This window comes from Paraburkholderia sp. BL21I4N1, from assembly GCF_002973525.1.
GTDB lineage: Bacteria > Pseudomonadota > Gammaproteobacteria > Burkholderiales > Burkholderiaceae > Paraburkholderia.
Genome location: NZ_PVEN01000001.1, coordinates 962,105 through 987,197, shown reverse-complemented (window position 1 = coordinate 987,197; position 25,093 = coordinate 962,105). Strand labels below are relative to the sequence as shown.

The 25,093-nt window shown below is 62.0% G+C and carries 26 protein-coding genes; 10 read left to right on the top strand and 16 right to left on the bottom strand.

Annotated elements, in window-relative coordinates:
- Positions 1–141: 141 nt before the first annotated feature.
- Together B0G83_RS04300 and B0G83_RS04295 are read right to left on the bottom strand one after the other, a co-directional pair.
- Positions 142–1,401 (bottom strand): dicarboxylate/amino acid:cation symporter, encoded by a 1,260-nt coding sequence (locus B0G83_RS04300; RefSeq protein ID WP_105506148.1) that lies wholly within the window; start codon positions 1,399–1,401, stop codon positions 142–144.
- Positions 1,385–2,050 (bottom strand): GntR family transcriptional regulator, encoded by a 666-nt coding sequence (locus tag B0G83_RS04295; protein ID WP_105506147.1) that lies wholly within the window; start codon positions 2,048–2,050, stop codon positions 1,385–1,387. Before B0G83_RS04295 ends, B0G83_RS04300 begins: the two co-directional genes overlap by 17 nt.
- A 269-nt stretch (positions 2,051–2,319) precedes the next feature.
- On the opposite strand from B0G83_RS04295, the gene B0G83_RS04290 reads away from it, so the two are divergent.
- Both B0G83_RS04290 and B0G83_RS04285 read left to right on the top strand, forming a co-directional pair.
- Positions 2,320–2,805, top strand: coding sequence for a GNAT family N-acetyltransferase (locus tag B0G83_RS04290; RefSeq protein WP_105506146.1), 486 nt, complete (start codon positions 2,320–2,322; stop codon positions 2,803–2,805).
- A gap of 228 nt (positions 2,806–3,033) precedes the next feature.
- Entirely contained in the window at positions 3,034–4,272 is a 1,239-nt protein-coding gene (locus B0G83_RS04285; protein WP_105506145.1) for a serine hydrolase, read from the top strand.
- Between the two features lie 63 nt (positions 4,273–4,335).
- Here B0G83_RS04285 and B0G83_RS04280 read toward each other — a convergent pair whose 3' ends face one another.
- The 7 genes from B0G83_RS04280 to B0G83_RS04250 form a co-directional block, all read right to left on the bottom strand.
- Positions 4,336–4,947 carry an ATP phosphoribosyltransferase regulatory subunit gene (locus B0G83_RS04280; protein WP_181156691.1) on the bottom strand — a complete coding sequence of 204 codons (612 nt, stop codon included), beginning with the start codon at positions 4,945–4,947 and terminating at the stop codon, positions 4,336–4,338.
- A 284-nt stretch (positions 4,948–5,231) separates the two neighbouring features.
- Complete coding sequence (locus B0G83_RS04275) at positions 5,232–6,083, bottom strand: AraC family transcriptional regulator (protein ID WP_105506144.1); 852 nt, start codon at positions 6,081–6,083, stop codon at positions 5,232–5,234.
- A gap of 155 nt (positions 6,084–6,238) precedes the next feature.
- Entirely contained in the window at positions 6,239–7,042 is an 804-nt protein-coding gene (locus B0G83_RS04270) for a lipid II flippase Amj family protein (RefSeq protein WP_105506143.1), read from the bottom strand.
- A gap of 67 nt (positions 7,043–7,109) precedes the next feature.
- Positions 7,110–8,435: an MFS transporter gene (locus tag B0G83_RS04265; protein ID WP_105506142.1), complete on the bottom strand. Its 1,326-nt coding sequence runs from the start codon at positions 8,433–8,435 to the stop codon at positions 7,110–7,112.
- A 76-nt stretch (positions 8,436–8,511) separates the two neighbouring features.
- A complete protein-coding gene (locus tag B0G83_RS04260; protein ID WP_105506141.1) occupies positions 8,512–9,357 on the bottom strand; it encodes an NAD(P)-dependent oxidoreductase in 846 nt (281 codons plus the stop codon).
- A gap of 10 nt (positions 9,358–9,367) precedes the next feature.
- On the bottom strand, positions 9,368–10,366 hold the full coding sequence (locus B0G83_RS04255; protein WP_105506140.1) for a transketolase family protein: 999 nt from the start codon (positions 10,364–10,366) through the stop codon (positions 9,368–9,370).
- Complete coding sequence (locus B0G83_RS04250; protein ID WP_258167751.1) at positions 10,363–11,145, bottom strand: transketolase; 783 nt, start codon at positions 11,143–11,145, stop codon at positions 10,363–10,365. Before B0G83_RS04250 ends, B0G83_RS04255 begins: the two co-directional genes overlap by 4 nt.
- Before the next feature lie 300 nt (positions 11,146–11,445).
- On the opposite strand from B0G83_RS04250, the gene B0G83_RS04245 reads away from it, so the two are divergent.
- The 3 genes from B0G83_RS04245 (at position 11,446) to B0G83_RS04235 (ending at position 14,395) form a co-directional block, all read left to right on the top strand.
- Positions 11,446–12,351 carry a LysR substrate-binding domain-containing protein gene (locus B0G83_RS04245; protein WP_105506581.1) on the top strand — a complete coding sequence of 302 codons (906 nt, stop codon included), beginning with the start codon at positions 11,446–11,448 and terminating at the stop codon, positions 12,349–12,351.
- Between the two features lie 349 nt (positions 12,352–12,700).
- Positions 12,701–13,492, top strand: a complete 792-nt coding sequence (locus tag B0G83_RS04240) for an MHYT domain-containing protein (protein WP_105506138.1) — start codon at positions 12,701–12,703, stop codon at positions 13,490–13,492.
- Positions 13,493–13,699: 207 nt separating this feature from the next.
- Positions 13,700–14,395: a pyridoxamine 5'-phosphate oxidase family protein gene (locus B0G83_RS04235; RefSeq protein WP_105506137.1), complete on the top strand. Its 696-nt coding sequence runs from the start codon at positions 13,700–13,702 to the stop codon at positions 14,393–14,395.
- 19 nt (positions 14,396–14,414) lie between these two features.
- Here the strand turns inward: B0G83_RS04235 and B0G83_RS04230 are convergent, their stop codons facing one another.
- Positions 14,415–14,969, bottom strand: a complete 555-nt coding sequence (locus tag B0G83_RS04230; protein ID WP_258167750.1) for an SRPBCC domain-containing protein — start codon at positions 14,967–14,969, stop codon at positions 14,415–14,417.
- A gap of 118 nt (positions 14,970–15,087) precedes the next feature.
- Positions 15,088–15,816 (bottom strand): hypothetical protein, encoded by a 729-nt coding sequence (locus B0G83_RS04225; RefSeq protein ID WP_146120154.1) that lies wholly within the window; start codon positions 15,814–15,816, stop codon positions 15,088–15,090.
- Positions 15,817–16,124: 308 nt separating this feature from the next.
- Here B0G83_RS04225 and B0G83_RS04220 point away from each other — a divergent pair, with 308 nt between their 5' ends.
- Positions 16,125–16,445, top strand: coding sequence for a pyrimidine/purine nucleoside phosphorylase (locus B0G83_RS04220; protein WP_105506134.1), 321 nt, complete (start codon positions 16,125–16,127; stop codon positions 16,443–16,445).
- Between the two features lie 78 nt (positions 16,446–16,523).
- On the opposite strand, the gene gcvA is transcribed toward B0G83_RS04220, so the two are convergent.
- Complete coding sequence (gene gcvA / locus B0G83_RS04215) at positions 16,524–17,438, bottom strand: transcriptional regulator GcvA (RefSeq protein WP_105506133.1); 915 nt, start codon at positions 17,436–17,438, stop codon at positions 16,524–16,526.
- A gap of 158 nt (positions 17,439–17,596) precedes the next feature.
- On the opposite strand from gcvA, the gene B0G83_RS04210 reads away from it, so the two are divergent.
- From B0G83_RS04210 to B0G83_RS04200, 3 genes are all read left to right on the top strand, one after another.
- Positions 17,597–18,373, top strand: a complete 777-nt coding sequence (locus tag B0G83_RS04210; RefSeq protein WP_105506132.1) for an SDR family NAD(P)-dependent oxidoreductase — start codon at positions 17,597–17,599, stop codon at positions 18,371–18,373.
- 139 nt (positions 18,374–18,512) lie between these two features.
- The gene (locus B0G83_RS04205; protein WP_105506580.1) at positions 18,513–19,115 is read left to right on the top strand and encodes a DUF1326 domain-containing protein; all 603 of its coding nucleotides are present in this window, start codon (positions 18,513–18,515) and stop codon (positions 19,113–19,115) included.
- Complete coding sequence (locus tag B0G83_RS04200) at positions 19,112–19,927, top strand: DUF2182 domain-containing protein (RefSeq protein WP_105506131.1); 816 nt, start codon at positions 19,112–19,114, stop codon at positions 19,925–19,927. The genes B0G83_RS04205 and B0G83_RS04200 overlap by 4 nt, the downstream gene beginning before the upstream one ends.
- On the opposite strand, the gene B0G83_RS04195 is transcribed toward B0G83_RS04200, so the two are convergent.
- From B0G83_RS04195 to B0G83_RS04180, 4 genes are all read right to left on the bottom strand, one after another.
- Positions 19,862–20,686: a hypothetical protein gene (locus tag B0G83_RS04195; RefSeq protein WP_105506130.1), complete on the bottom strand. Its 825-nt coding sequence runs from the start codon at positions 20,684–20,686 to the stop codon at positions 19,862–19,864. The genes B0G83_RS04200 and B0G83_RS04195 overlap by 66 nt on opposite strands.
- A gap of 82 nt (positions 20,687–20,768) precedes the next feature.
- A complete protein-coding gene (locus tag B0G83_RS04190; protein WP_105506129.1) occupies positions 20,769–22,043 on the bottom strand; it encodes an oligosaccharide flippase family protein in 1,275 nt (424 codons plus the stop codon).
- A gap of 249 nt (positions 22,044–22,292) precedes the next feature.
- Positions 22,293–23,183, bottom strand: coding sequence for a sterol desaturase family protein (locus B0G83_RS04185; protein ID WP_105506128.1), 891 nt, complete (start codon positions 23,181–23,183; stop codon positions 22,293–22,295).
- 67 nt (positions 23,184–23,250) lie between these two features.
- Entirely contained in the window at positions 23,251–24,129 is an 879-nt protein-coding gene (locus B0G83_RS04180) for a LysR family transcriptional regulator (protein ID WP_105506127.1), read from the bottom strand.
- Positions 24,130–24,254: 125 nt separating this feature from the next.
- Between B0G83_RS04180 and B0G83_RS04175 the strand changes: the two genes are divergently transcribed.
- Entirely contained in the window at positions 24,255–25,082 is an 828-nt protein-coding gene (locus B0G83_RS04175) for an SDR family NAD(P)-dependent oxidoreductase (protein ID WP_105506126.1), read from the top strand.
- Positions 25,083–25,093 lie beyond the last annotated feature (11 nt).

Genomic DNA, 25,093 nt, shown 5'->3' with positions numbered 1-25,093 from the left:
TCCAGCACGCCGTCGCCGCAGACGCGCCGTTGCGAAGTGCGTGCGCCGCTTGATTGATTTCCCCTGCCGCTGATCACTCGCGATTCACCGGCCGGACCATTCGCCGCACAACTCCATTTCCCAGCCATAACGGCCTCCGAGTCAGGCATTCTCATGTAAAGACCGCAGCGTCGCGGCGTGACTGCCGGCGATAGGCTCCGACGGCGCCTCGCCGGAAATGCGCATGGCAACCGCGGTAGCGACCGTGCTCGCATAGACATTGAGCGCCGTACGACCCATGTCGAAGAACGCGTCGAGGCCGAGAATCAGCAACACGGCTTCGGGCGGCAAGCCGACCGCCGACAGGATCGCCGTGATCGCCACGATCGCGCCGGACGGCACGTTAGCCGCACCGTCGATCGTGATGATGGTCAGCACGATGATGGTGAATACCAGCGGCCAGGTCCACGCCAGGTGATAGGCATCCGCGAGATAGCCGACGGCCAGCGCCGTGTACAACACCGCGCCGTCGCGATTGAAAATGTACGACAGCGGCAAAATGGTCGACGCGACAGTTGACGGCACACCCATTTCCGTCAGCCGCTTCAAATGGACCGGAAACGTGATTTCCGAAGAACGCGTACTGAACGCGAGAATCAGCGGCTCGCTGACATGCCTGATCACGGCACGCGGCGAAAGACCCACCAACTTGATGATGAGCGTGAGCACCACCGCCAGGATCGCCATGCCCAGATACGCGACGCCCAGCAACTTGAGCAGTGGCGTGATGGAAGCAATGCCCTTCGACGACACCAATGCCGCCAGGCCCGCGAATACGGCAAACGGCGACAACGCGATCACCCATTCAATCATCTTGAAGAGCGCGGCCAGCAACGATTCGAACACGGCAACGAGCGGCGCCGCGCGGTCCTCGACCACAGACAGCGCCGAGCCCAGCAACACGCCGAACACCAGCACCGGCAATGCATTCCCTTCAGCCAGCGCCGCCACGATATTCGCCGGCACCAGGTCGACGACGAACTTCGTCCAGTCGATTCCCGGCGCGAGGTTCTTCGGCATCACGGCGGTTTGCGCGAGGCTCGCGCCGAGTCCCGGCCGGAACAGCATATTGAGCCCGAGGCCGAGCGCGCTGGCCAGCAGCGTCATGAGCAGGAAAAAGGCGATGCTCAGCATCGCCGTCTTGCCGAGGTGGCCGCGCTGCACGCCGGCCCGATACGCGCCGAGCGTGACGGACAGCAGAATCAGCGGCATCACGACCATCTTGATCGCGTGCGCGAAAATCGCGGAGATAAACGACAGCTTGCCGCTGAGGTCCGGTACATAAATACCCGCGAGGATACCTAGCGCGAGACCCACCAGCATCTGCACCGGCATGGAGATCCGCTTATTTGACGGTTTCATTCTGAGCCCTTATTAGATTGATTCTTGCGTCAGTGCCATCGATGATGTGATTCCACATATGACGCCGCGCCGTCTCCGGCTCCTTGGCCTCGATCGCCGCGTAGATGTTCAGGTGTTCCAGCGTGCCGCGTCGAACCGTCGCTACGTCGTCGCGATGCAGTTCGTTCAGCGCCAACCCCGTTTGCGCCCGGAGCACCTTGTACGTAGTGAATAAACGTTCGTTGCGGGAAGCCGCGAACATCTCCTGATGAAACACCCAACCCGTACGCTGCTCGACCGATAGATTGGTGGAGGATTGATCGAGCAGTTGCCGCATCTGCGCGGCCGCCCGGGTCAATCCTTCCGTCGCACCGTTGATCGCGGCCAGATACGCGGCCGTGCTTTCCAGCGCCAGACGAACCTCGAAGATTTCCCGCAGATCGTTGTTCGTCGGCGCCGAAACGTAGGTGCCTTTCTTAGGAATGACTTCGACCAGCCCTTCGACAACCAGCCGTTGAATCGCCGAACGCACGGGCGTGTGTCCGAGCATCAGATCTTCCGCTACGTTGCGAGGCGAAAGCGGATGACCCGGCGCCAGCCGCCCATCGAGAATTCTCGTGCGGAGCTGGATATAGGCGGCCTGCGTATCGGATTGAGTTTCCTCTAACATCTGAGATCTCAGTTGGCTCTCTCGTTTAAACTGTATTTACAACGTTGGCGATGATTGCTCTAATGCGAGCACCGCGCAACTATTATTTTAGATAGGTACTCACTCTATTCATTCCAGATTGCAGATCGATCTGAATTGCATAAAACTGGAATACAAGGTGGCTCTTTTGACCAATCAGGGAGACCTGGATTAAGGTAAAGAGATGCTTCCAGAAGTAATCTATTCGCCCCTTTCGGGCACCATTCATTTTGCAGATACGGACTCAATTTATGCTGCGTGATCGTTCGCTCTTCGCTATACGCCCGGTTCCCGCCGAGCAGGTCTATCCGATTCGGAGTGCTGTTCTGCTGGACGGCGACATGGAGCAATGCCGCTTCCGCGGCGACGATCAGGCGACGACTTTACATCTGGCGGTGTGCGATGGCGACGCGATCGTTGCAGCAGCAACGGTTTGTCAGGAAGCCTTTCCCGGCTCGCCCGGCGACAATGCGTGGAGATTGCGTGGCGTGGCCGTGGAACCTTCAATGCAGCGCTACGGCTTTGGCCGGATGTTGATCAAACGGTGCGTCGATCATGCGAGAAAGGAAGGCGGACGTATCGTCTGGTGCACGGCGCGAGAAAGCGCGCGAGGGTTTTACGAGGCGCTCGGGTTCGCCTGCGCGTCCCCTCCTTTCACCTTACCGTCGCGGGGCGACGTGTTGTTCCATGAAATGCATTATGTATTGCCGGGAGAACCCGTTATGGATGTCGAGTAGTCGACACAGGCTCACGCCGGCTATTTGATGAAGATAATCCGCATTGCTCCCGTTCTTCTCCCAACAACTGAGGGCGGACTCGGCAAATAACCGCTAGATAACCGCTAATGGACCGTAGCCAGCGCGAAATCTCCGCTCAGGGTCAACCGGATTATTTCTCGACCGTTGTGTGAGTACCGGTGTCGCGGCAGACATCTACCTCGATTACAACAAGAAAGGAGCGATGCAATGCGGCAGAGCGTTAGGGTGGTCGTGGGCTTCATGCTTGCGTTGTCATGCGCGGTAGCGCAATCGGACGCGGTGTTCTCCGACGCCGGCTATGCCGCCGACGCTTACGGCGCCGCGGATCGTTATCCGTTACCGGTGCCGGGCCACGCCAGAACACAAAAACAGTTTGTCGGCTACTACACGCATTTCGACGAAGTTCATCCGACTGATCCGATTTCCAGAGCAGGCGTTCCGTCCACACTCAAAACCTCCGAACACGAGCTGGTACTGAATTATCCCTACGGAGGCCAGTATCGCAGTGTCAACGACTACCTCGATCGCAATCCGGTGACCGGCCTGCTGATCGCGCGCGACGACACGATTCTTTACGAGCACTACCGCTACGCCCGGAAGGACACCGATCGCTTCATGTCGCAATCCATGGCGAAAACGATTGTCGGCATGCTCATCGGCATTGCCCTATCGGAAGGAGCCATTCACTCGATTGACGACCTCGCGGCTGCGTACGTGCCGCAACTGGCCGACACCGCGTACGGCCAGACTTCAATTCGCGACCTGCTGCACATGTCTTCCGGCGTCCATTTCTTCGAAGACAGCAACGCCGGCGACGATCGCGACAAACTAGGCCGCGATCTTTTCAATCCGCACGGCGCGGGCGCCATCGAAGCCGTCAAACGCTTCAATCAGCGCGACCGCGCACCCGGCACGCATTTCAGCTACGCAAGTATCGAAACGGAAGTACTCGGTCTGGTCTTGAGTCACGCAACGCATCAGTCCGTGGCGCAGTACGCGAGCGAGCGCATCTGGAAGAAGATGGGCATGGAATCGGATGCGTCGTGGGGACGTGACGTAACCGGACAGGACATTACCTACTGCTGCGTGAGCGCCACGCTGCGTGATTGGACGAGACTCGGACTGATGCTGGCCAATGACGGCAAGTGGAACGGCCAGCAGATCGTGCCGCGTGACTGGGTGCTGCAAGCGACCAGCGTCGCCTCTCCCGATAGTTTTCTTGCCCCCGGCAAGGCCAATCCGTTGTTTGGCTATGGCTACCAGGTGTGGATTTTGCCCGGCGACCACCGCATGTTCGCGTTGCAAGGCATGGACGGTCAAAGAATTATCGTCGACCCACGCTCGAAGCTCGTCCTCGTGCAGACCGCCGTATGGACTAGCGATCACGATCCAGGCATGCGAGAGGTCTACGCATTGTGGAACGCGCTGGTCGCTCAATTCGGATAACGTCGTCTCGGGAAGGCTCGCGGCGACCGCCAATCGCTCAGCCTTCCCACGAAACGAACGTCGCTAGATCAGCGCTTGAGCGGCCATTGCCAGCAGCAGCCGTTCCGCGCCAATGCCGAAGCCCGCTCCCTCGCGATACGCCCCACCGCCCACAACTTGCTGTTGCGCGCCGAGTTCGGTACAACGCAACTCGAAACCGCGGCCGTTCAGATAGTAGCTAAGACCTCTTCTCGCAGCGGTGTCGATCTCGTAGCGCAGTCCGAGTGAATCGAAAAAGCCGCTCACGATCTCTTGACTGCGTCTCGCCGCGAAGTCGGGATCGGCGCACAGGTACTCGAATCCGAGTTGCGAGAACTCCCGATAGCGGCCCGCCTGGGGCCGCTCATACCGATAGCATCGCGCGATATAGAACAACATCCGTTCCGGTTTTCGCTCCAGCAGTTCGGCGCAACGCTCCTGGAATAGCGCGGTTGCTTCCGGAATCAGGCAACAGGGCCGTCCTTTCTTGTCGGGGAAAGCCCACATCTGGCCGATAATCTCGCTGCCACCGGCCTTCTGGATAAAAGTGTCCTGCGACCACAGCGCGGGAACGATCGCCTCCTCCGCGCCAACGTCAATGAAGATAGCTCCGGAATTGATTTTCCAGCGCGCGTATTTGTGCCGCCTCTTTCCCAACGACGAAGCGAGTTCCGCGAATCATGGTCATGAAAACCTCTCTGATCTAGTGGTGTGGTGGTGCTGAAAATAAAAAAGGCGCCTGAGGGGCGCCTTGGTTGTACGTGCAGGGAAGGGAGTCGAAATCCCGCGTTCCTTGCTATGGACGTAACGAACCACGGCGCAGTGCAATGCGACCGTGATGATGAGACTTGCTCGGGACGTTACGGGGTTCCATATTGCTTATAGTGGCACATTAAAAAGGTTCTGTGTGTGCTTGCCGAGGTGTCGCAGTACTTTCGCGATCAGTCAGACCGACGCGCACCGTCCTTGACCGGCAACCAGATCTCCAGCGTGCCGGTCCCGGCACAGGGATCGAAGTCCTCGCTATAGCGCTCGAACTCGGGCGCTTCCGCGGCCTCCATGCCCGACGCTGGCAGCCATTTATTCCAGATGCTGTGAACCGTCTCGTGCAAGGTGGAGATGTGCCCCTTGTGCTCAAAAACCGCGTAACGCCGTGGTTCGATTTCCACGCAACGGAACGAGTCGGGCAAGCGGTCCCGGCTTCTCACCTGCACGCCCGCAATGTAGTCGAATCCACCCTCTCCATCCGCATTGCAGCACACGCCGTAAGTCACGTAACCCACCTGGTCGGGCAGGTTCCCCATGTAGGGATTGAAAGTCTGCCAAAGCGCCGGAATGCCTTCGTTGGTTTCGAATGTGAACCGGCCGCCCATGCCGGCGATCAGAAGCCTCTCGCTCATTTCGAAGCGCGGCTCGGCAATATCGGTCAGTTTCGTCTCTTTCATACGTAGCGGTTCCACCAGAGAAAGACCATCGAGATCGCGCCGTGTCCGCACCTGTTCAGGCGTAACGCCGAACAGATCGTGAAAGGCGCGCGTGAATGCCTCGTGCGAACCATATCCAGCGTCGATCGCCACGCCGAGAATGTGCGGTGCGCCCTGCGTCAACGAGTGTGCGGCGCGCGTCAGCCGCCGTGCACGGACGTAGCGCATGACAGGCCAACCCGTACTCATCGAGAAGAGGCGTGAAAGACCGAAGCGCGACATGCCGCAAGTCGATGAAATTCGCTCGAGCGTGAGTTCGTCGCCGAGTTCGATTTCAATGAACCAGAGCGCCTTTGTAACCGCATTCATACCGCTCCCAGAATAAGTGTCCGACGGGAATATACGATATCGGCAGACGGCTCATTTGATCGTTCTTGCGCGATGACGGGCCGACTGGCGGCTTCAACTGTGTCGGTCAATGCGGCGGATCATGAGGTCGTGTTCGTGCAGGTGGAAATTTTCTATCAAATCACCTCGGCCACACGCACAATCAGAAACGCAGCCGGCACCAGCATCAATTGCGCGAGCAAGGTTCCCACGACTCGCGCGCCGATCAGCGTGGTGATCGCGCGCCGGAATCGATTTTCCGTGACGCGCCCTTCCATGACGTCGTCCGTCATGACCGATATTTGCGGGTCGATGATGACAGTCAGCACGATCGTCGCGAATCCATTGATGACCGAAGAAAGATTCGCACAGGTCACACGCAACTCCGGTTTCAACAACCCCGCGTAGAGCGACGCGAAAACGCCGACCGTCCAGAGCGACATGGCAACGACGTTCAGCATGATGACTTTCCACGACACACCGGCATCGGACGTCAATTGAGTTACGTTTTCTCGCGCGGGCAGGCGGGCACCGCCGCGAATGTACGCGATTCCGCCACGACTGAACGCATGCAGCGCCAGCCGCGGAATCGACCGATGCACCTGGAAATGGACTACTGCGCGGCTGAAATAGCGCTGAAAGGTGGGAATGAGAAACGCCCCGACGACCGTGGCAAGGGTGGCCGCCAACAGGAAAAGCCGGAAGTCCCCGAGCATGCCGGCCTGCACGTGATGGGCGAGATCTTCTTCGACCCGCTTTGCCAGAAACGGCCCCTGGAACGAGTTCGCCGTGCGCGAGACCAGCGCGATGACGCCGAACAAAGCGAACGAAACAGCAATCCGCCGTGTACGAACCCCGGCGATCCGAACGGCGTACGCCAACGTCGCGATAACGTGAATGACGAACGTGAGCGCGCAGATGATGATCAGTTGAGTATCCATGAGCGTGGCGGGAGTCGGGGCTGAGAAAGTCTACCTGACCTGCCTCAGCCCATCGACACGCCACTGCTCAGCGCGTGCCCACCTTATGGCGGCTCATCGGCATGTCGGAGCGTTTTTCGAGCACGGCCGGCGCGGTTTCGCGCATGGACAGCGCGCACAGGCTGGAGATAATGCCGAGCAGCGAGAACATCACGGCCGGTCCCATCCATCCGACCACGCCATACAGTCCGGTAGCGACGAACGGCAGCAAGCCCGCAACGACCGACGCCCCGTTATAACCCAGCGAGATCCCCGACGACCGCACGTTCGCCGGAAATTGCTCGGAGAACCAGCTCGATTCGACCGCGAAGATCGGATCGTGGCTGAACAGCAGCGACAGCGTCACCGCCGTGATGACCATGATGGCCGCACCGGTATTGACGAGCATGAACATCGGCATGCCGAACACCACGGTGAAAAGGGCGCCGAACAGGAACAGCGGACGCCGCCCTAACCGGTCGCTCAGCATGCCGTAAAACAGATGACTGCCGAGACCGAGCGCCGAGCCGATCATCGTCCCCCACAACACGTTCTCCTTGGCGGACACATGCGCCAGGATCACGTACGACAGCATGAAACTGGTGGTAATGTAGTAGCCGCCCGTTTCCGCGAGACGCAGGCCGATGATCTTCAGGATCATGCGCCAGTCGCTGCGGATCACCTGCAGCGCGGGCTGTTTGACGATCGTGTCGCTGGCCTTGATCGCCTCGAATGCGGGCGACTCCTTGACGCTCAAGCGGATAAAGAGGCCGATCGCCACCATAACGAACGACACCAGAAACGGCGCACGCCAGACCCAGTTGCCTTCGAACAGCGTCGACGACAGCAGAAACGCCCCGTTGGCCAGCAGCAGGCCCAACGGAATTCCCACTTGCGGCACCGCGCCGAAGAACCCGCGACGTTTGGCCGGCGCATGCTCGCACGCCATCAGAACCGCGCCGCCCCATTCCGCGCCGAAGCCGATGCCCTGCACCATGCGCAGCAGAATCAGCAGCACGGGTGCTAATACGCCGACCTGATCGTAGGTGGGCAGCGCGCCGATCAGCACGGTCGCGGCGCCCATGGCGAGCAGCGACCAGAACAACACCGTCTTGCGCCCCAGACGATCGCCATAGTGCCCTGCCAGATAACCGCCGAACGGCCGCATCAGAAAGCCGACCGCCAGCGTCGCGAACGCCGCCATGATGCCGACGATCGGCTCGTTCGTATGAAAGAAGATCTTGCCGAACCAGCCGGCGGCGGCAGTGCCGTAGATGAAGAAGTCGTAGCTCTCCACCGCCGAGCCGATCATCGATGCAAAGGACACCTTGATCGGATTGTCCTTGGCAGGAAGTGTCGCGGATGAGGTACTCATGGTTTGTGTCTCCGAATCGTTTTAGTAGGTGAATATCGCACTGAGGCTCCGGCTGAGGCCGGGTTGAAACCGCACGTCACCGCCAGGTTTCGATCACCCGGCTGTCGTCGCGCAATCCCAATCCCGCGTCGGCGGCCTGCTGATAGCGCTCGTGCGCAATTCTCAGCAGCGGCACGTCGGCGCCGCATTGCGCGGCGGCCTCATTCACCAACCCGCTGTCCTTAACGAAAATATTGATCGCGCTGGTCACCTCGACGTCGGTGCCCGCCACCATGCGCGGGCCGCGATCCGACAGCATCCACGACCCCGCCGCGCCTTTCTCGATCAGCTTCAGCACGGCGGCCGGATCGAGTCCGAGCGCGCCGGCAAGGTTCAGCGCTTCGGCGGCGGCCACGATATGCACCGAACACAGATGCTGATTCACGACCTTGATGCTTTGCCCGTCACCGAGTTGCGGGCCCGTCACCTGCACGTTGCCCATGGCGTCCAGCACCAGCCGCACGCTGTCGAGGTCCTGCCGCTCGCCGGCCGCGAAAATCACCAGCATGCCGGTTTTCGCCCGCGCGACGCCGCCCGTCACGGGCGCATCGACCACGCGCGCGCCGGCTTCGCGTAAACGCGCGCCCTGCTCGCGCACACTCGCGGGACCGACCGTGGACATGATCACCCACGTCTGGCCCTTCACCGCACCGACGGCCTCGTCGACTAGTGTCGACAGATGCTCCGGCGTGGCGACCATCACGACGACAATCTCCGCCGCCGGCGCCGCGCCGAAACTGGCGACCGCATCGATCCCGCTCGTCTGCGCGTTGTCACGCGCGCGGCCGAACACATCCACGCCGGTCACCGCATGCCCGGCCTGCTGAATGCGCAGCGCCATCGGCAAGCCGATCGCGCCGACTCCCACAAAGGTCACGTTCATCGTGGTCTCCTCACGCCAACCATTGTTTGATGCTGCCCACCAGCGACGACGTCGAGATGCCGTACCGGTCGTGCAGCGTGGGCAACGCGCCCGCCGCGAGAAACCGATCCGGCAGGGCGACCTGCCGGAATACGGGCTGCACGCGCGCGCGCATCAGCGCCGTGGCGACGGCTTCCCCAAGTCCGCCGACACAGCTGTGATTCTCCGCGACGATCACGAGGCGCCCCGAGCGCCGGCACGCTTCGACGATGGTCGCTTCGTCGAGCGGTTTGATGGTGGGCACGTGCAGCACGGCGACATCGGCAGCGCCGTCGCCGAGCGCTTGCGCGGCTTCGAGCGCGCGCATCGTCATGATCCCCGACGAGATGATCAGCACGTCCTTCCCATCGCGCAGCAGCTTCGCCTTGCCGAGTTCGAACTGGTAGTCGTATTCGTCGAGCACCAGCGGCACCTTGCCGCGCAGCAGACGCATATACACCGGGCCATCGTGCGCGGCGATCGCGGCGACCGCCTGTTCGGTATCGAGCGCATCGCACGAATCGACGATCGTCAGCCCCGGAATGCCGCGCATCAGTGCGATGTCTTCGGTGGCCTGGTGGCTCGGACCGTAACCCGTCGTCAGGCCCGGCAGCGCCGCGCAGATCTTCACGTTGAGGTTTTCCTCGGCGATCACCTGGTGGATGAAGTCGTACGCGCGGCGTGTGGCGAACACCGCGTAAGTCGTCGCGAACGGAATGAAGCCTTCCTTCGCCATGCCGCCGGCGGCGCCCATCAGCAGCTGTTCGGCCATGCCCATCTGGAAATGGCGCTGCGGGTATTCGTTGGCGAAAATGTGCAGGTCGGTGTACTTCGACAGATCCGCCGTCATGCCGACGATATTCGGCCGCTTCGCCGCTTCCGCCACGAGCGCGTGTCCGAACGGCGCGGCCGTGGTGCGCTGGCCTTCCGCTGCGATCGACGCAATCATCGCCGAGGTCGTCAGGCGGGGTTTATTGATGACGGTGCTCATGCTCGGTCTCCCGCGGGTTGCGCTGCGTCGAGCACGGCGATGGCCTGCTGCCATTCGTCCGGGTCGACGCGAATGAAGTGGTTTTTCTCGCGCTGTTCCAGAAACGGCACGCCCTTGCCCATCAGCGTGTCGAACAGGATCACGCGCGGCACCGGCTCGCTGACGTCGCGCGCCTGATCGAATGCGGCGACGACGGCGGCCAGATCGTTGCCGTCGACGCGCTGCACATGCCAGCCGAACGCGCGCCATTTGTCCGCCAGCGGCTCAAAACCGAGAATGCGCTGCGACGGGCCGTCCGCCTGCTGCTGGTTGACATCCACCAGCGTGATCAGATTGCCGAGCTGGTGATGCGCCGCGGACATCGCGGCTTCCCACGTAGCGCCCTCGTCGAGCTCGCCGTCGGACATCGAATTGAAGACCCACGCCGGATTGCCTTTCTGCCGCAGCCCGAGCGCCATGCCCACCGCGATGCACAAGCCCTGGCCCAGCGAGCCGCCCGAGATTTCCATGCCGGGGGTATAGCTCGCCATGCCGGACATGGGCAGACGGCTGTCGTCGGACCCGTAGGTTTCCAATTCCGCCTCGGCAATCACACCCGCTTCGATCAGCGCCGCGTACAGCGCGATCGCGTAGTGCCCATGCGACAGCAGAAAGCGATCCCGGCCTTCCCATTCGGGTTCGCCAGGACGCAGGTTCATCGCATGGCAGAACGCCACGGCAAGCACGTCGGCGAGGCCTAGTGCCTGGCCGATATAACCCTGGCCCTGCACTTCGCCCATGCGCAGCGCAAAGCGGCGGATCCGGTACGCGTGACGCGCGAGGTCGGCGTGGGAGGTGGCGTCGGAATCGGCGGGGGTGGCGGCGCTCTGCCGCCGTGTTTCGGTGATGGCTGTCATGTCTCCGTCCTGGATGTCTTCGGAATGCGCTGCCCGGCGTGGCGGGCGAGTCGACTAACTCGCTCGCAATAGATGCTTTTCATTCATCAGTTGCAAACCAGTTCGACGCAGAGCCAGCGTATCATTGGGAAAAACTGGTTGACAAAAGAAAAGATTGCACCCATTCATGAACGGAATTCACGCATGAAGCCGATTCGCAAGTTACCGCTGCCGTTCCTGCGCGTGTTCGAGGCGGCCGGCCGCACCGCGTCGTTCGCGACGGCGGCGCAGGAGCTGGATCTGTCGCCGAGCGCGGTCAGCCACTCCATTCGTAAGCTGGAAGAAACGGTGGCGTTGCGGCTGTTTCAGCGCAGCACGCGCGAGGTGACGCTGACCCGCGAGGGCGCGATCCTGCTCGAACACGTGCAGCGCGGCATGGAAGAGATGCGCCGCGGACTCGCGCTCGTCACGACCGACGAGCCGAGTCCGCTGCGCCTGCACACGGCCCCGAGTTTCGCCACGCAATGGCTGCTGCCGAGACTCGCCGGCTTCGTGAAAGAAAATCCCCGGATCGACCTGCGTTTTTCCGCGAGCACCGATTACGCACGCTTCGAGGACGACGACTTCGACCTCGATATCGTGTACGGCGAGCCCAAGCCGTCGCCTTATGAAAAAATCCCGCTCGCGCTAGAGAAGCTGACGCCGCTCTGCGCGCCGGAACTCGCGCGGAAGATTCAGCGCCCGGAAGATCTGTACGAACACACGCTGATTCAGTGCGACGTTCAGTTGTTTCAATGGAAAGGATGGTTCGAGGCCAACCAGCTGACGCCGCCGAATCAATATGGATTGCGCTTCGATCGCAGTTCGATGGCGATCGCCGCGGCCGTCGGCGGGCTCGGTGTGGTGCTCGAATCCACGCTGCTCGCCGAGCGCGAATTGAATCAGGGGACGCTGATGTCTCCGCTGATCGGCACCACGCGGGAAGTGCCTTATGTGGGTCACTATCTGGTGTACCCGAAACGGCTGCATCATCACCTGGCGTTCGACACGTTCAGAAGCTGGTTGCTAAAAGAGCTGGGGATCGAGAACTTACCTGGCTCTTTAATCTAAACCGCCCTGCTCGACGGTCGATGAAATGGAAAGTCAGTGAGGCGGCATTGCGACAATGCATCGAGCATTAAATTAGCGGGCACACAGTGCCAATACCTGTGCTTATTTAATCAGGCATCCGACGTACTTGCTTTAGATTCAGGAGTGCTTTATCGTAATCCATATCGCGTCGACCAGAAGCAAAATAAACGGCACGCCGGCTGCACCGCGGCAACGGCAAAGACACTAAATAAACGAATCGATCAACGCACAGGCCAGCGTGATGTACAGGGTCAGGCTCTTCGTCAACGAAGAGTCCTGCGAGGTTGTCCTCCATTACTCGTCGAGCTCTTCTGAAAGCCGTCAATCTATGCAAAGCAGCTATAACCTGGGCCTAGTCGCCTTTTCGCTCGTCGTCGCGACATTAGCGTCCTATACGGCACTGGATCTCGCCGACCGTATTTCCTTACTCGCCTACTCACGTTCCCGGCATATCTGGCTGGCCGGTGGCGCATTGGCCATGGGGATCGGTATCTGGTCGATGCACTTTATCGGCATGCTCTCGTTTTCCCTAAGTATTCCAATTGGCTATGATTTCGCGGTGACCTGTTACTCGCTCGTCATTGCCATTCTCGTTTCGTGGTTCGCGTTGCATGTCGTCACGCTCGATCGCCTGAAAATGTCGGGCTTAATCGCCGGCGGCACGCTCATGGGTCTCGGCATTTCCGGCATGCACTACCTCGGCATGGTCGCGATGAAAATGAATCCGCCTATTCAGTACGAGCCCACCATTTTCGCCGCATCGATTCTGATTGCGATCGCCGCCTCCACGGCGGCGCTCTGGCTTGCCAATACGCTGCGCGGCGCGGGGCCTAACCGTTTAATGCGCAAACGCATTGGCGCGGCTTGTGTGATGGGCATTGCCATTGCAGGCATGCATTACACCGGTATGGCCGCGGCGGACTTTCCGCTCGGCTCGATTTGCGGTGCGGCGGGCGGCATCAAACCTCAGTGGCTGGCGCTCGCGATCATTCCGTTGTCGATCGCCATTCTGGTCGTGACGTTGCTGCTTAGCCGGCTCGACGCGAGGGCGACGTTTCTGTCGAATTCGATTACGCGGCTCAATGAGCAGATCGATCGGATCCAGGGGCCGGCGCGGTAGGCCGGTTCGATCCATGCGCAACACTCGTTGCGATTGCCGCGTAGAGAACCCGATCTGAACCCGTGTGTCGGCGTCGCCGTGGGCTGTATCCGCGAACGTCAGGTTCATTATCATGGCTCTAAAAATAGCGTTATTCGTGGATCTACAAATCGTGGCGCGATTTTCTTATCGTGTGAGCCTTCCCGATTAAACGCACGGAGTTACGCCATGACCGCCACTGAAGCCTCGCCGCCATCCGAGCGCAGCCGCATTCGCCGCCTCGCGCAGCGGGGCCATTATGACCGCGCTACGCTCCACGCGGTCATCGACGCCGCGTATATGTGCCACGTCGCCTTCGCCGACGACCACGGCGTGCACTGCATCCCCACCGCCTGCTGGCGCGACGGCGATCATCTGTACATTCACGGCTCCAACGGCAGCCGCATGCTCAAGCTGGCAGCCAGCCGCGCGCAGGTTTGCGTGACGATCACGCACCTCGACGGTCTGGTGCTAGCGCGCTCGGCGTTCAATCATTCAATGAACTATCGTTCGGCGGTTATCTACGGCGAATTCGACGTGGTAGCAGACGCGTTCAAGTCCGCGGCGCTCGACACCCTGATGGAGCACATCGCGCCGGGTCGTTCGCACGAGGCCCGTCCAGGCGACGCCAACGAACTGGCCGCGACCACCATCCTGCGCATTCCGCTCGACGAAGCCGCATGCAAGATCAGCACCGGCGGGCCAGAAGACGACGAAGCCGATCTGGATCTGCCGGTGTGGGCCGGCGTGCTACCGCTAGCGCTGCAACCGGCAATGCCCGTGGTGGTCGCCGCGCCGCGCGGCACGCCCGACTATGTGGCGCGTTGGCAGGACGCCGCGGTTAACCGCGCGGACCTGGACGCGCTGGCGTCCGCAACGCCCTGAGCGACGACGCGCGCCCGCGTTACCCGGCGTGCTTCTGCCGGAGCATGTCTTTCGACCGATCCGGTAAAGGCGCGGACCCCTGCTCGGCGCGTCGCTTCAACGCTTCGTTCATCTCGCGCATGCTGTCGACCGTGTCTTTCAGAACACCGGAAGTCAGGCGCCCAACGAGAAGGCCGCTGAAGGTTTCGCCTTGAACGAAGCGTGTCCTGTTGCCCATCGGTTCAAGAACAAACCAGTGCTCGCCGTCGAAGAAACCCGGAAACCATATGGACCCCTTCCACCGCAACTCCCGCTCCGGCCGAACCACCAGAATTCGCGGATGAAACACCATGGCGTCCGGCCCCGTGCCCTCGGCGAATTCAATCACGTTGCCTTCGCGGAGTTGTCCATCCAACCGCGAAATCTCGGGATTCCATGCGGGGTAGTCGGCAGTCGCGGTGAGAACTCGCCAGACCGCTTGCGGCGAACGGTCGATCATCACGTCGGTTTCTATCGCGCCGTTGCGGTGCAGCGCGATGAGTGCCAACGCAACCAGAACAATCAGGCCAAGCAAGCCGACGACAATGCGTTTCACCAGACTCAAGTTTGATTCCTCGATGTTCGCGCGGGGCATGCGTCGCGATGGACGCATCGTTCGCCGCGAATCTTCGCATAAGTGGTTCTCCGTTAGATTCGCCGCATCCCGTTCCTCGTCACCCCGGACCTAGCACCAACCCCATGATCGGCTGCAAAAAAACATGGGTGCTAACGTGCGCGGTTTCCGCCGTGACGAAACCATATTTCCAGTAGAGAAAGCCCCACAAAACACCCGCCAGAATGAACCGCACAACCACATACACCAAAAAAACCGGTGTCAGGTGCGGCGGATAAAACGGCGCCTCGTTGATCAGCATCGGTACAGCTTGCGCAAGGATAATGGCGAACCAGTAAGCCGCGTTCGGCAATCGCCCTTGGGAATCCCGGCAGACAAGTCCAAGAACCCACACCACCGTCGACATGAAAAACAGGCGGTAGAAAATGTTCTCATTGAACGCGCGCAGCATGAAGTAAGTCAGACGCGCAGTCAGCGTAGCCCCGGAAAAATAGGCGACGTAAGTCGCAGGCAGCAAGTGCCGAAACAGAACAAGATCGACGAACGCCACGTAAAGCGCGACGAACAGAGCAATGCCAAAGGCGAGCGGAAGCGGATGACGAAGACCGTGAGCCGCCAGTTGCAAGCCGCTGCGCTGAGCACAATAAATCCCGACCACTCCGAGCACAAGAAACAACCCGACGCGAGCCCACGGCATGCCGCCGGTGACGGCATCGAAGACCCTATCTAATCCCGCCCGCGACGCGATCAGCGCGCCGACGCCCAGAAGCACGCCGGCCGGCAGCCAGTTCGAACGAAGTGAGCGTTCGGGGAATGTCGACATACTCATGGGTTTTCAGAAACCATCCAGCACCTCGAGAACGGTGAACCCGATTCGTTGCGTAATCCGCCACGCCTGTTTGCCTCGGGCGTATTGGACCATTGAAAAGAACTGAAAACGCATTCTGCTCAAACAAAATTCAGCTTTACAACTTTACTGGGCACGGCAAACCGCACCGCCGCCAGCCTGTATGATGGCGGCTCCGCGCCGGACCGCACAGCCAGGCGGCTCGCCTTATCTGCGGCCGCCATCACGGCCACCGCGCGCCAACGCATTCATTCGCCATTTCATTCACCCTACGCAGGAGGAAGACCGCCATGACGGCCGCCACGCAATTCGATCAAGTTTCCGTTATCAAACGCGCCAACGTCTACTTCGACGGCAAGTGTGTCTCGCATACCGTTCTGTTCGCCGACGGCTCACGCAAGACGCTCGGCGTGATTCTGCCGGGCACGCTGAACTTCGGCACCGACGCGCCGGAACTCATGGAAGTGCAGGCGGGCCAATGCCGCATCCGCCTGGAAGGCAGCGACACGTGGCAAACGTATGGCGCGGGCGAGTCGTTCTCGGTGCCGGGCAAGAGCCGCTTCGATATCGACGTGGTCGAGACGCTCGACTACGTTTGCAGCTACCTGTAAGTGCGAAGGCGACGGCGCGCGGATACACACCGCCCGCCGTCGCCCGCGAATGGCAAACGCGCGGCGGCCGAAGCTAATTCAGGCGGCCGACACTTCCTCGACCAGCCAGTCGCGAAACGCCGCCAGCTTCGGTAGCCCACCGCATTCCGGCCGGTACACGACGTAATACGCCAGCGCCGAGGTCAACGCCACCTCGGGAAAGAGACGCACCAGCCGCCCCGCCGCCAGGTCGTCGCTAGCCATGACACTGCGGGCCAGCGCGACGCCGTGTCCATCTATCGCGGCCTGCAGCACCGCGGCGGAGTTGTTGATCCGCAAACCCCGTTTGGTCGCTACGCCTTTCACGCCGGCGGCGTCGAGCCAGGCGTCCCATGTCGCGAAGCCCACGTGACTTTCCACCGATTGATCGTGAATCAGCGTCTGCCCGGCGAGATCGGCCGGCTTGCGCAAGCGGCGGCTGTTTTGCAGCAGCACCGGCGAACAAACCGGATAAAGCTCCTCTTCCATCAGCTTTTGCGCCGTCAGGCCGGCCCATGAACCGGCGCCGTAGCGCACGCCGATATCAATCCCCTGCGCAACGAAATCGAGAAGCTTGAGGCTCGTGTCGAGCCGCACGTCCGTCTCCGGCCATGCCGACTGAAACCGGTCGATACGCGGTAGCAGCCACTTCGCCGCGAACGCCGGACTCACCGTAACGGTCAGCACGCCGTTCGCCGACCCCTCCGTCAAACGCGACAGCCCCAGATTCAGCCGATCGAATCCCGCTCGAATGTCCGGCAACGCGCGCTGCGCCACTTCTGTCGGCATGAGACGCGCGCGGCCACTGCTGCCGCGATGGAACAGCGGCGTGCCGAGCCAGTCTTCGAGACTGCGTACCAGTTGCCCGATGGCCGCCGGTGTCACGTTGAGCTCCAGCGCCGCAGCGGAAAAGCTCTGATGCCGGGCGCTCGCCTCGAAGGCGCGCATCGCGTTCAGGTAGACGGGTGACTTCATGATTAAAAGATTTTCTTTACTGATCGCGAAGATTATCTCATTTGCCCGGATTGGCTGGCGTGCCAATAATAACGCCATGAATTAAGAGAAATTTTGTGGAAAAAGCGACGAAGCCAAGACACGCGGCGCGATCCCCATTCTTATCACGGAGAATCATCATGAACAGTTTTTCTTCTAATGTAGCGATCGTCACCGGCGGCGGCTCGGGGATCGGCAAGGAAGTCGCGCGACGTCTGGTCGACGCCGGCGCGTCGGTGGTGATAGGTGGCCGCGACGCGCACAAACTCGCGCAGGCCGCCAGCGAAATCGATCCGACCGGTGCCAAGGTGCGCACACTGGCGGGCGACATTGCGTCCCCCGCGACCGCGAACGCGCTGGTCGATCTCGCGACACACGCCTTCGGCGGCGTCGACATTCTGATCAACAACGCGGGCGTGTTCCGTCCGAAGGCTTTTCTCGATGTCGACGAGTCGGAGTACGACTGGTTCCTCGACATCATTCTGAAGGGCAAGTTTTTCATGGCGCAGGCTGCGGCGCGCGCCATGAAACTTCGCGGCGGCGGCGCGATCGTTCAGACCGGCTCGCTATGGGCCTTGCAGGCGATCGGCGCGACACCGTCGGCGGCTTATTCGGCGGCGAACGCGGGCGTGCATGCGCTGACTCGCAACCTCGCGATCGAACTCGCGTCGGCGAACATCCGCATCAACACGGTCGCGCCCGCCGTCGTCGAAACACCGGTCTACAACACGTTTATGAGCGAGGAGCAGGTGAAGGACACACTGCCGTCGTTCAACGCGTTTCATCCGCTCGGCCGCAATGGGCAGCCCGCCGATATCGCCGAAGCGATCCTGTTCCTCGCGTCGCCGCGCGCGTCGTGGATCACGGGTACGGTGCTGCCGGTGGACGGCGGCGTGATGGCGGGCCGTCAGGCTTGACGACGACGCGCCAGCCCGCTCGTATCACGGTGAAAGCGATTGACGCCGACGACTTCACGGCCGGACAATTACTTCCCCTTGCGGCCGTTTTACGACGGCGGCAAGAAGGTGTTTTGCGTGCCTCCACATGGAGATTCGTATGAGCTATCACCTGGAAGGACGTCTACTCGAGGTGTGCAATTGCAAGGTTCTGTGTCCCTGCTGGATCGGCGAGGACCCCGACAACGGAACCTGCGACACCATCGTCGCATGGCACATCGACCAAGGAACGATTGAAGGCGTGGATGTCGGCGGCAATACCATCGCGGCCGTCGCGCATGTCCCCGGCAATATCCTGCAAGGCAACTGGACCGCCGCGATCTATATCGACGATCAGGCGTCGCCGGCGCAGGAAGCCGCGCTACTGAAGGTCTACACCGGCCAGGCCGGCGGCCCGGTCGCCGACCTGGCCAAACTGATCGGTCAGGTAGTGTCGGTGGAGCGCGCGCCGATCCGCTTTACGGTCGTCGCGGGCAAGGGCGAACTCGAAATCGGCGCGAACTACTACGCGGAACTCGAACCTTACTCGGGTGCAACCGGCGGCCAGACGACCCTCTCCGACACGGTGTTTTCCACCGTGCCGGGCGCGCCGGTGTTCGTCGGCAAGGCGCCCACCTATCGATCGAAAAACGCGGCGCTCGGCATCGACCTCAATATCAAGAACCATAACGCGCTGCAGAGCACCTTCGTCTTCGACGCATGAACGCGCCGGCAAGCCGGGCACCGCCCGGCTCCTCGCGCCATAACCACGTGTTCGTGCCGGTCCTGGCTGCGTTGATCGCGCTGGCCTGGGCATTGTTGTGGGCCTGGGGGCGCAGTCCATATGGACGCTATCTCGACCACGGCGACTGGACCGCCGCGGGGCCGGCGGCGTTTCTATGCCGCGCCGTGCCCGCCGGCAACATCGTGTTGCCCGTGCTGCTCTACGCCATCGCGTGGATTCTGATGACAGCGGCCATGATGCTGCCAAGCACGTTGCCTCTGTTCGACACATTCGACCGCCTGACGGCGCAACGTCCCGATCATGCTCGCCTCCTCATGCTGCTCAGCCTCGGCTACATGACGGTGTGGGGCGCTTTCGGACTCGTGGCGCATCTACTTCACGGCGGCGTGTTCGCACTGTTTGCCCGCGTGCCCGCCCTCGCGTGGCATGGCTGGACGATAGGCGTCGCGATCGTCGGATTGGCCGGTGCATTCCAGTTCAGCAAGCTCAAGCATCGTTGCATGGACAAGTGCCGCACGCCGCTGAGTTTCGTGATCGAGCACTGGCGTGGGCACGCGCAAGGCCGCCACGCGTTCGCGCTCGGCGCGCACCACGGACTGTTCTGCGTCGGTTGCTGCTGGGCGTTGATGCTGCTGATGTTCGCACTCGGCACCGGCAGCCTCGGCTGGATGCTTCTGCTGGCGGCCGTGATGGCGATCGAAAAGAACGTACGTTGGGGCCGGCGGTTAAGCGCGCCGTTCGGTGTGGCGCTGTTGTCGTGGGCCGCCTTCATGGCGATCACTCACACCTGATGCGCGCGGCGTCGTCGCGAGCCGCTTCGTGCACCACTGCACGAACATTGCCAGTAACGCGGCCTCGATAAACGCGACCAGAGGGCGCTGATAAGGCAACACGAACGACAGCAGCAAGCAGAACGCAGCAAACGAAAACCGCCCGAGCACCATGCCGCGCAGCAGCGAAACGACGAAGTCCGGACCATGCGCCCGATGCGACGACACCGACAGCACGATGCCGAGCAGCGGAAAGACCGCGAGCAAACCGCTCCACGCGGCGCCCACCCGTCCCGACAACGACGTGACCAGCAGCGTCAACAGCGCGCCGGCCACCATCCGCCCGATCAGGTCGGCGCGCGACAGCGGCGCACCGGCCGCGACCGCCGAACCGCGCGGCAGGAACGACTGGCCGCAACACACCGCGACGAGTGCCACGATAGCGGCCCATAACGGCGACGCAGGCAACCAGGACAGGCCGAACGCGGCCACGATCCACGCGATCAATCCACTCGCCAATGCAAGCGGCCATGAGCGTGAGCGACAGGTCCATGCGTAGGCGAAATTGAAGGCTTCCGAAGCGAGAATCGCGGACAGCGATAGCGTCGCGGCCCGCGCGCCGAAAGCGGGCCCGTGCGCGAGCACGAGCAGATACAGAATCGGCCCCGCGACCACCGGCAGGCCCGCCAACCAGCCGGCGATGGAAGGCCCCCACCACTTGCCCGACATCGAAACGATCAGCAGAAACAACGGGACTAGCGTGAGTTTGAGCGCGAGCATGCCGGAATCGAGCGGAAGTAAAGTGGGATCATACCGTGCGCTCGCGCCGGGCCCCTTCCATTACCCGTGCCCTGACCGTCGGTCAGCCAACCGGCGGCACAGGGCGCGCATCGTGCCGCCGCAACGTGCGATACAACATCCATGTAGCGGCCGAGCCCATGCCGATCGTCATCGACCACGCGACGCCCGTCACGCCCCAGTAGTGCGTCATGGGCGGCACGATCGCGATCAGCAGCACCATCTGGATCAGCGATGCATGCGTCACCGCCTTCGCATCGCCCACCGCGCGCAGGTAAGCGACGAACACCGCGATCAACGCACCGATCGCCATGTTGATGACGAATATCTTGAAGAGCGGCACGGCCGACATCCACGCGGGCCCGAGAATGAACGAGAACAGCGGTTCGGCGATCATTCGCAGCAGCAAGACGAAAATCGCGAGGCCACCGGCCACGATCATCAGATACAGCCTGACGCGCCGCGCGGCGATGCGCGCGTCGTGCCGGTGTTGTGCGGAAAACGTCGGAAACAGATACTGACCCATCGCGAACGCGGCGTCGGTCAGCAGCATCTGCGCGAGCTTCGACGACATCTGATAGGCGCCGAGTTGCGCCGGCCCGAGCAGCTTGCCGACAATCACCTTGTCGAACTGGTTGAGCAGCAGGTTGACCACACTGCCCGCCCAGATCCAGCGGCTGAAGTCGATGTAATGGCCAATGCCGGCCCACGCGAGCCGGATCGGCGGCCGCGGCCGCATCGTGAGCCAGGTCAGCAGGCTTTTCAGCGTATCGCCGACGATCATCCCGATCAGCAGCGAATACGCGCCCGCGCCGCCGAGCGCGAGAGCGAGTCCGGTGCAACAGTCGACGAACGCCGCGGCCGTCTCGATTCCCGCAAGCTGCTGAAAACCGCGATTACGTTGCACGACGAAGTAAGCGGGCGAAGCGAGACCGCGAATCAGCGGCAACGCCGCCGCGAGTTGCAGCAGCGTAAGGGCATTGCCGAGGTGAAACTGGCGATTCATCACCGGCGCGAGTGCGACCAGCAGCAGCGCGACCACGACGCCGCGTGTCGTCAGCGTGGTCCAGACCGCGCCGAGTTCCTGATGCGTGGGCGTGTCGCGCCCCTGGATCACCGCCTGCGCCAGCCCGGTGTCGGACAGCGATTCCGCGATCGCCACCGCGAGCAGCGCAATGCTGACGCTGCCTATCGCCGACGGCCCGAGAATGCGCCCCAGCGCAAGAAACTTCACCGCCACGAGACCGCGTACGACAATCTGCTGCAACAACACCCAGGTGGGCGCACTCGGCCCGAGGCCCCCTCGCACCGAGAAAGCCGCAACCCTGATCGATCTCACTGTCTCCCCTCCCTGGTCGCTTGGTCCCCGGATGGCGTGATGTCTTGGCGATCAGGGCGGATGCGGCGTCGACCGAATTTGCGTCATCTTTGGGCAACGCTCTGTGCGGCACTTAACGTGGCGTGACAGAAATATGGCCGGGACAAGTCAGGGAGACGTTGCTTAGGAACGGAAAACAAACGGAAACTGCGGCGGCAAACCTTCGCGTGCACGATGGAGGCAAGAGCGCCAGGGTATTTCCCTGGCGACTTACGAGGGGCTGGCGCGGCGTCGTAGATCTTCGGTGGTCGCACCGTCGCCGCCGGGCCGCCAACCGGGCGGCTTGAACAGATAGCCGCAGACTTCGCCCGGCGAGCGTGCGGTCTTCAGGTCACGCCACAGTGCGCGCCAGTGGTCGAATTCGATCGTCAGCAAGTTGTAGGTCGTGACCGGCTGCACGAGGCCGTAACGGCATGGCGTGTCGCGCCGCTCCGCGATATAGGTGCCGAAAAGCCGGTCGAACACGATCAGCGCACCGCCGTAGTTGCCGTCCAGGTATTCGAGGTTCGACGCGTGATGCACGCGATGCGCGGACGGCGTGTTCAGTATCCACTCCAGCGGCCCGAGGCGCGGAATCCAGGTGGCGTGGATCCAGAACTGGTACAGCAGGTTGAGCGACAGAAAGGTCAGCACGACACGCGGCGGCATGCCGAGCAACGGCGCGAGCAGGAAGAACAGTTGCGAACCGGCGAGGCGCCCAGCCCATCCGAAACGATAGGCCGCCGACAGCGTCAGTTGATTCGGCGAGTGATGGACCGCGTGGTTGCACCAGAACCAGCGCGTGCGATGCGCCGCGCGATGAAACCAGTAGTAGCAGAACTCCTGACCGATGAAGCAGGCGACCCAGCCGCTCCAATGGTTCATCGGCACGGTCCAGAGGCGGTGGTGCCAGACCCAGTTCATCGCGTCGCTGTAGAAGGCCAGCGGCAACAACCAGCGCAGCGGGTATTCGCGCACCAGGAAGTCGACCACCGACACCGCCGCCGCGCGCCAGTCGTAGCCGTGCCGGCCGCGCCGAATGGTGAGCACGACCGCCTCGACCAGCGACGACACGAGCACGATCGCGACGCTGTATTTGAGGATCGTCAGCAACTCGTCCATGCGCGAACACTCCGTAGCGACATGCGGGCTAGCGTAGATCGGCAAGCCTCTTACCGCAAGGCCAACGTCATTCGCCAAACACCTGCAACGCGAACTCGACAAAACTCCGCAGCTTCGGCGAGCGATGATCCGCGAAGTAAACCAGATGCATGGGACGGCTCGGCAATTCGTAAGCGGCTAACAGTGGCACGAGACGCCCGGCGGCGACATCCGCTTGCAGCAGCACGGCGGGCTGCAAGACGATACCCAGGCCCTGCAACGCGGCCACGCGAAGCGCCTGACCATGGTTCACCCGCAGACGGCCGGTGACCGCGACATGGCTCACGCCATCGGCGCCGCTCAGCCGCCACGGCGCGCCGGACGACGAACTGAACGCGAGGCATTCATGCCCGGCCAGATCGTCGGGATGCTGCGGTGTTCCCCGCGCGGCAAGATACGCGGGCGACGCGCAGATCATCATCCGGTACGGCGCCAACGGACGCGCAACCAGGCCCGCGTCGGCAATCGCGCCAATCCGGATCGCAGCGTCGAAACCGTGCTCCAGCAGATCGACCGTGTGATCGTTCAGCGACAAGTCGACCTCGACTTGCGGATACCGCGCGAGGTAATCGCCGAGCGCGGGTGCCAGCACTTCACTGCCGAACGACACGGGCGCCGTCAGCCGCAGCGTGCCGCTCGGCACGGCCTGCCGGTTTTCCGCGTGGGTGTCGGCGGCGACGACGAGGCGCAGAATTTCCTGGCAGCGCACGTAATAGCTTTCGCCGAATTCCGTGAGGCTCTGACGCCGTGTCGTGCGATTGAGCAGTTTCATGCCGGTGCGTTTTTCCAGCGCGCGCAAATGGTTACCGGCCATCGTCGACGACATGCCGCAGTCTGTGGCGGCCGCGCTGAGGCTTCCCGCATCGATCGCGCGAACGAACACCCGCATGCTATCCAGAAGATCCATTTGACACTCTCAGTTGCAACAGAATCAAGATTCTCACAGATTATCTCCGTTTTCTTTTAAATCATACTGAGGCTTCCGCGCCGACCCAGGCACTCCGCCTTGCGCGCCATTCATGGAGCCTCCGCATGACAACTCATTCGCCTGCCCTCTTCCCATCGCGCTTTGCCGGCCGCACCGTGCTGATCACGGGTGCGGGCACCGGCATGGGCAAGGCCGCCGCGCTGCGTTTCGGCCGCGGAGGCGCCAATGTCGTGCTAGCCGGCCGACGCGCGGCCGAACTCGACGCCGTGGCCGCCACCATCGAGAACGACGGCGGCCGCGCGCTCGCGATTCCGACCGACGTCACCGACGCCGACGCGGTACGCAAAATGGTCGAACGCAGCGTCGCCACGTTCGGCGCACTGCATATGGCATGGAACAATGCGGGGATGCTGGGCGCCCTGCAACCTATCGTCGACATGGAGTCGGAGGATTTCGACGCGGTCATGGCGACCAATTTTCGCGGCGCGGCGCTGTGCGTGAAGCACGAGTTACGGGCAATGCTGGCCGCTGGGGTGGCCGGCGCAATCGTCAACACGTCGTCGTGGACGGCGCAGGGCGCGCTGCCAGGCACGTCGGCTTACGCAGCGAGCAAAGGAGCGCTCGATGCAATGATGCGTGCCGTCGCCATGGAAGTGGGTTCGCGCAATATCCGCATCAATAACGTGAGCCCGGGCGTGATCGCCACGCCCATGGCGGAAGCGGCGCTAGGAGACGAACGTGCGATGCGGCCTTTTCTATCACACACGCCGCTGCGGCGCATCGGTCAACCGGAAGATATCGCCGACGTGGTGCTCTGGCTGCTCTCGGACGACGCCCGTTTCGTCACCGGACAAAGCTTGCTGGTAGACGGAGGATTCACGCTAGGCGGTCTGAGGCCTTGGCTCAATGAGCTTGTGGCCGAACACGCGTGAAGCACGCGCGG

Excerpts from the sequence above, each read along its gene's own strand:
- B0G83_RS04300 (WP_105506148.1), bottom strand. The coding sequence starts at position 1,401 with ATGAAACCGTCAAATAAGCGGATCTCCATGCCGGTGCAGATGCTGGTG.
- B0G83_RS04295 (WP_105506147.1), bottom strand. The coding sequence starts at position 2,050 with ATGTTAGAGGAAACTCAATCCGATACGCAGGCCGCCTATATCCAGCTC.
- B0G83_RS04290 (WP_105506146.1), top strand. The coding sequence starts at position 2,320 with ATGCTGCGTGATCGTTCGCTCTTCGCTATACGCCCGGTTCCCGCCGAG.
- B0G83_RS04285 (WP_105506145.1), top strand. The coding sequence starts at position 3,034 with ATGCGGCAGAGCGTTAGGGTGGTCGTGGGCTTCATGCTTGCGTTGTCA.
- B0G83_RS04275 (WP_105506144.1), bottom strand. The coding sequence starts at position 6,083 with ATGAATGCGGTTACAAAGGCGCTCTGGTTCATTGAAATCGAACTCGGC.
- B0G83_RS04270 (WP_105506143.1), bottom strand. The coding sequence starts at position 7,042 with ATGGATACTCAACTGATCATCATCTGCGCGCTCACGTTCGTCATTCAC.
- B0G83_RS04265 (WP_105506142.1), bottom strand. The coding sequence starts at position 8,435 with ATGAGTACCTCATCCGCGACACTTCCTGCCAAGGACAATCCGATCAAG.
- B0G83_RS04260 (WP_105506141.1), bottom strand. The coding sequence starts at position 9,357 with ATGAACGTGACCTTTGTGGGAGTCGGCGCGATCGGCTTGCCGATGGCG.
- B0G83_RS04255 (WP_105506140.1), bottom strand. The coding sequence starts at position 10,366 with ATGAGCACCGTCATCAATAAACCCCGCCTGACGACCTCGGCGATGATT.
- B0G83_RS04250 (WP_258167751.1), bottom strand. The coding sequence starts at position 11,145 with ATGGGCGAAGTGCAGGGCCAGGGTTATATCGGCCAGGCACTAGGCCTC.
- B0G83_RS04245 (WP_105506581.1), top strand. The coding sequence starts at position 11,446 with ATGAAGCCGATTCGCAAGTTACCGCTGCCGTTCCTGCGCGTGTTCGAG.
- B0G83_RS04240 (WP_105506138.1), top strand. The coding sequence starts at position 12,701 with ATGCAAAGCAGCTATAACCTGGGCCTAGTCGCCTTTTCGCTCGTCGTC.
- B0G83_RS04235 (WP_105506137.1), top strand. The coding sequence starts at position 13,700 with ATGACCGCCACTGAAGCCTCGCCGCCATCCGAGCGCAGCCGCATTCGC.
- B0G83_RS04225 (WP_146120154.1), bottom strand. The coding sequence starts at position 15,816 with ATGAGTATGTCGACATTCCCCGAACGCTCACTTCGTTCGAACTGGCTG.
- B0G83_RS04220 (WP_105506134.1), top strand. The coding sequence starts at position 16,125 with ATGACGGCCGCCACGCAATTCGATCAAGTTTCCGTTATCAAACGCGCC.
- gcvA (WP_105506133.1), bottom strand. The coding sequence starts at position 17,438 with ATGAAGTCACCCGTCTACCTGAACGCGATGCGCGCCTTCGAGGCGAGC.
- B0G83_RS04210 (WP_105506132.1), top strand. The coding sequence starts at position 17,597 with ATGAACAGTTTTTCTTCTAATGTAGCGATCGTCACCGGCGGCGGCTCG.
- B0G83_RS04205 (WP_105506580.1), top strand. The coding sequence starts at position 18,513 with ATGAGCTATCACCTGGAAGGACGTCTACTCGAGGTGTGCAATTGCAAG.
- B0G83_RS04200 (WP_105506131.1), top strand. The coding sequence starts at position 19,112 with ATGAACGCGCCGGCAAGCCGGGCACCGCCCGGCTCCTCGCGCCATAAC.
- B0G83_RS04195 (WP_105506130.1), bottom strand. The coding sequence starts at position 20,686 with ATGCTCGCGCTCAAACTCACGCTAGTCCCGTTGTTTCTGCTGATCGTT.
- B0G83_RS04185 (WP_105506128.1), bottom strand. The coding sequence starts at position 23,183 with ATGGACGAGTTGCTGACGATCCTCAAATACAGCGTCGCGATCGTGCTC.
- B0G83_RS04180 (WP_105506127.1), bottom strand. The coding sequence starts at position 24,129 with ATGGATCTTCTGGATAGCATGCGGGTGTTCGTTCGCGCGATCGATGCG.
- B0G83_RS04175 (WP_105506126.1), top strand. The coding sequence starts at position 24,255 with ATGACAACTCATTCGCCTGCCCTCTTCCCATCGCGCTTTGCCGGCCGC.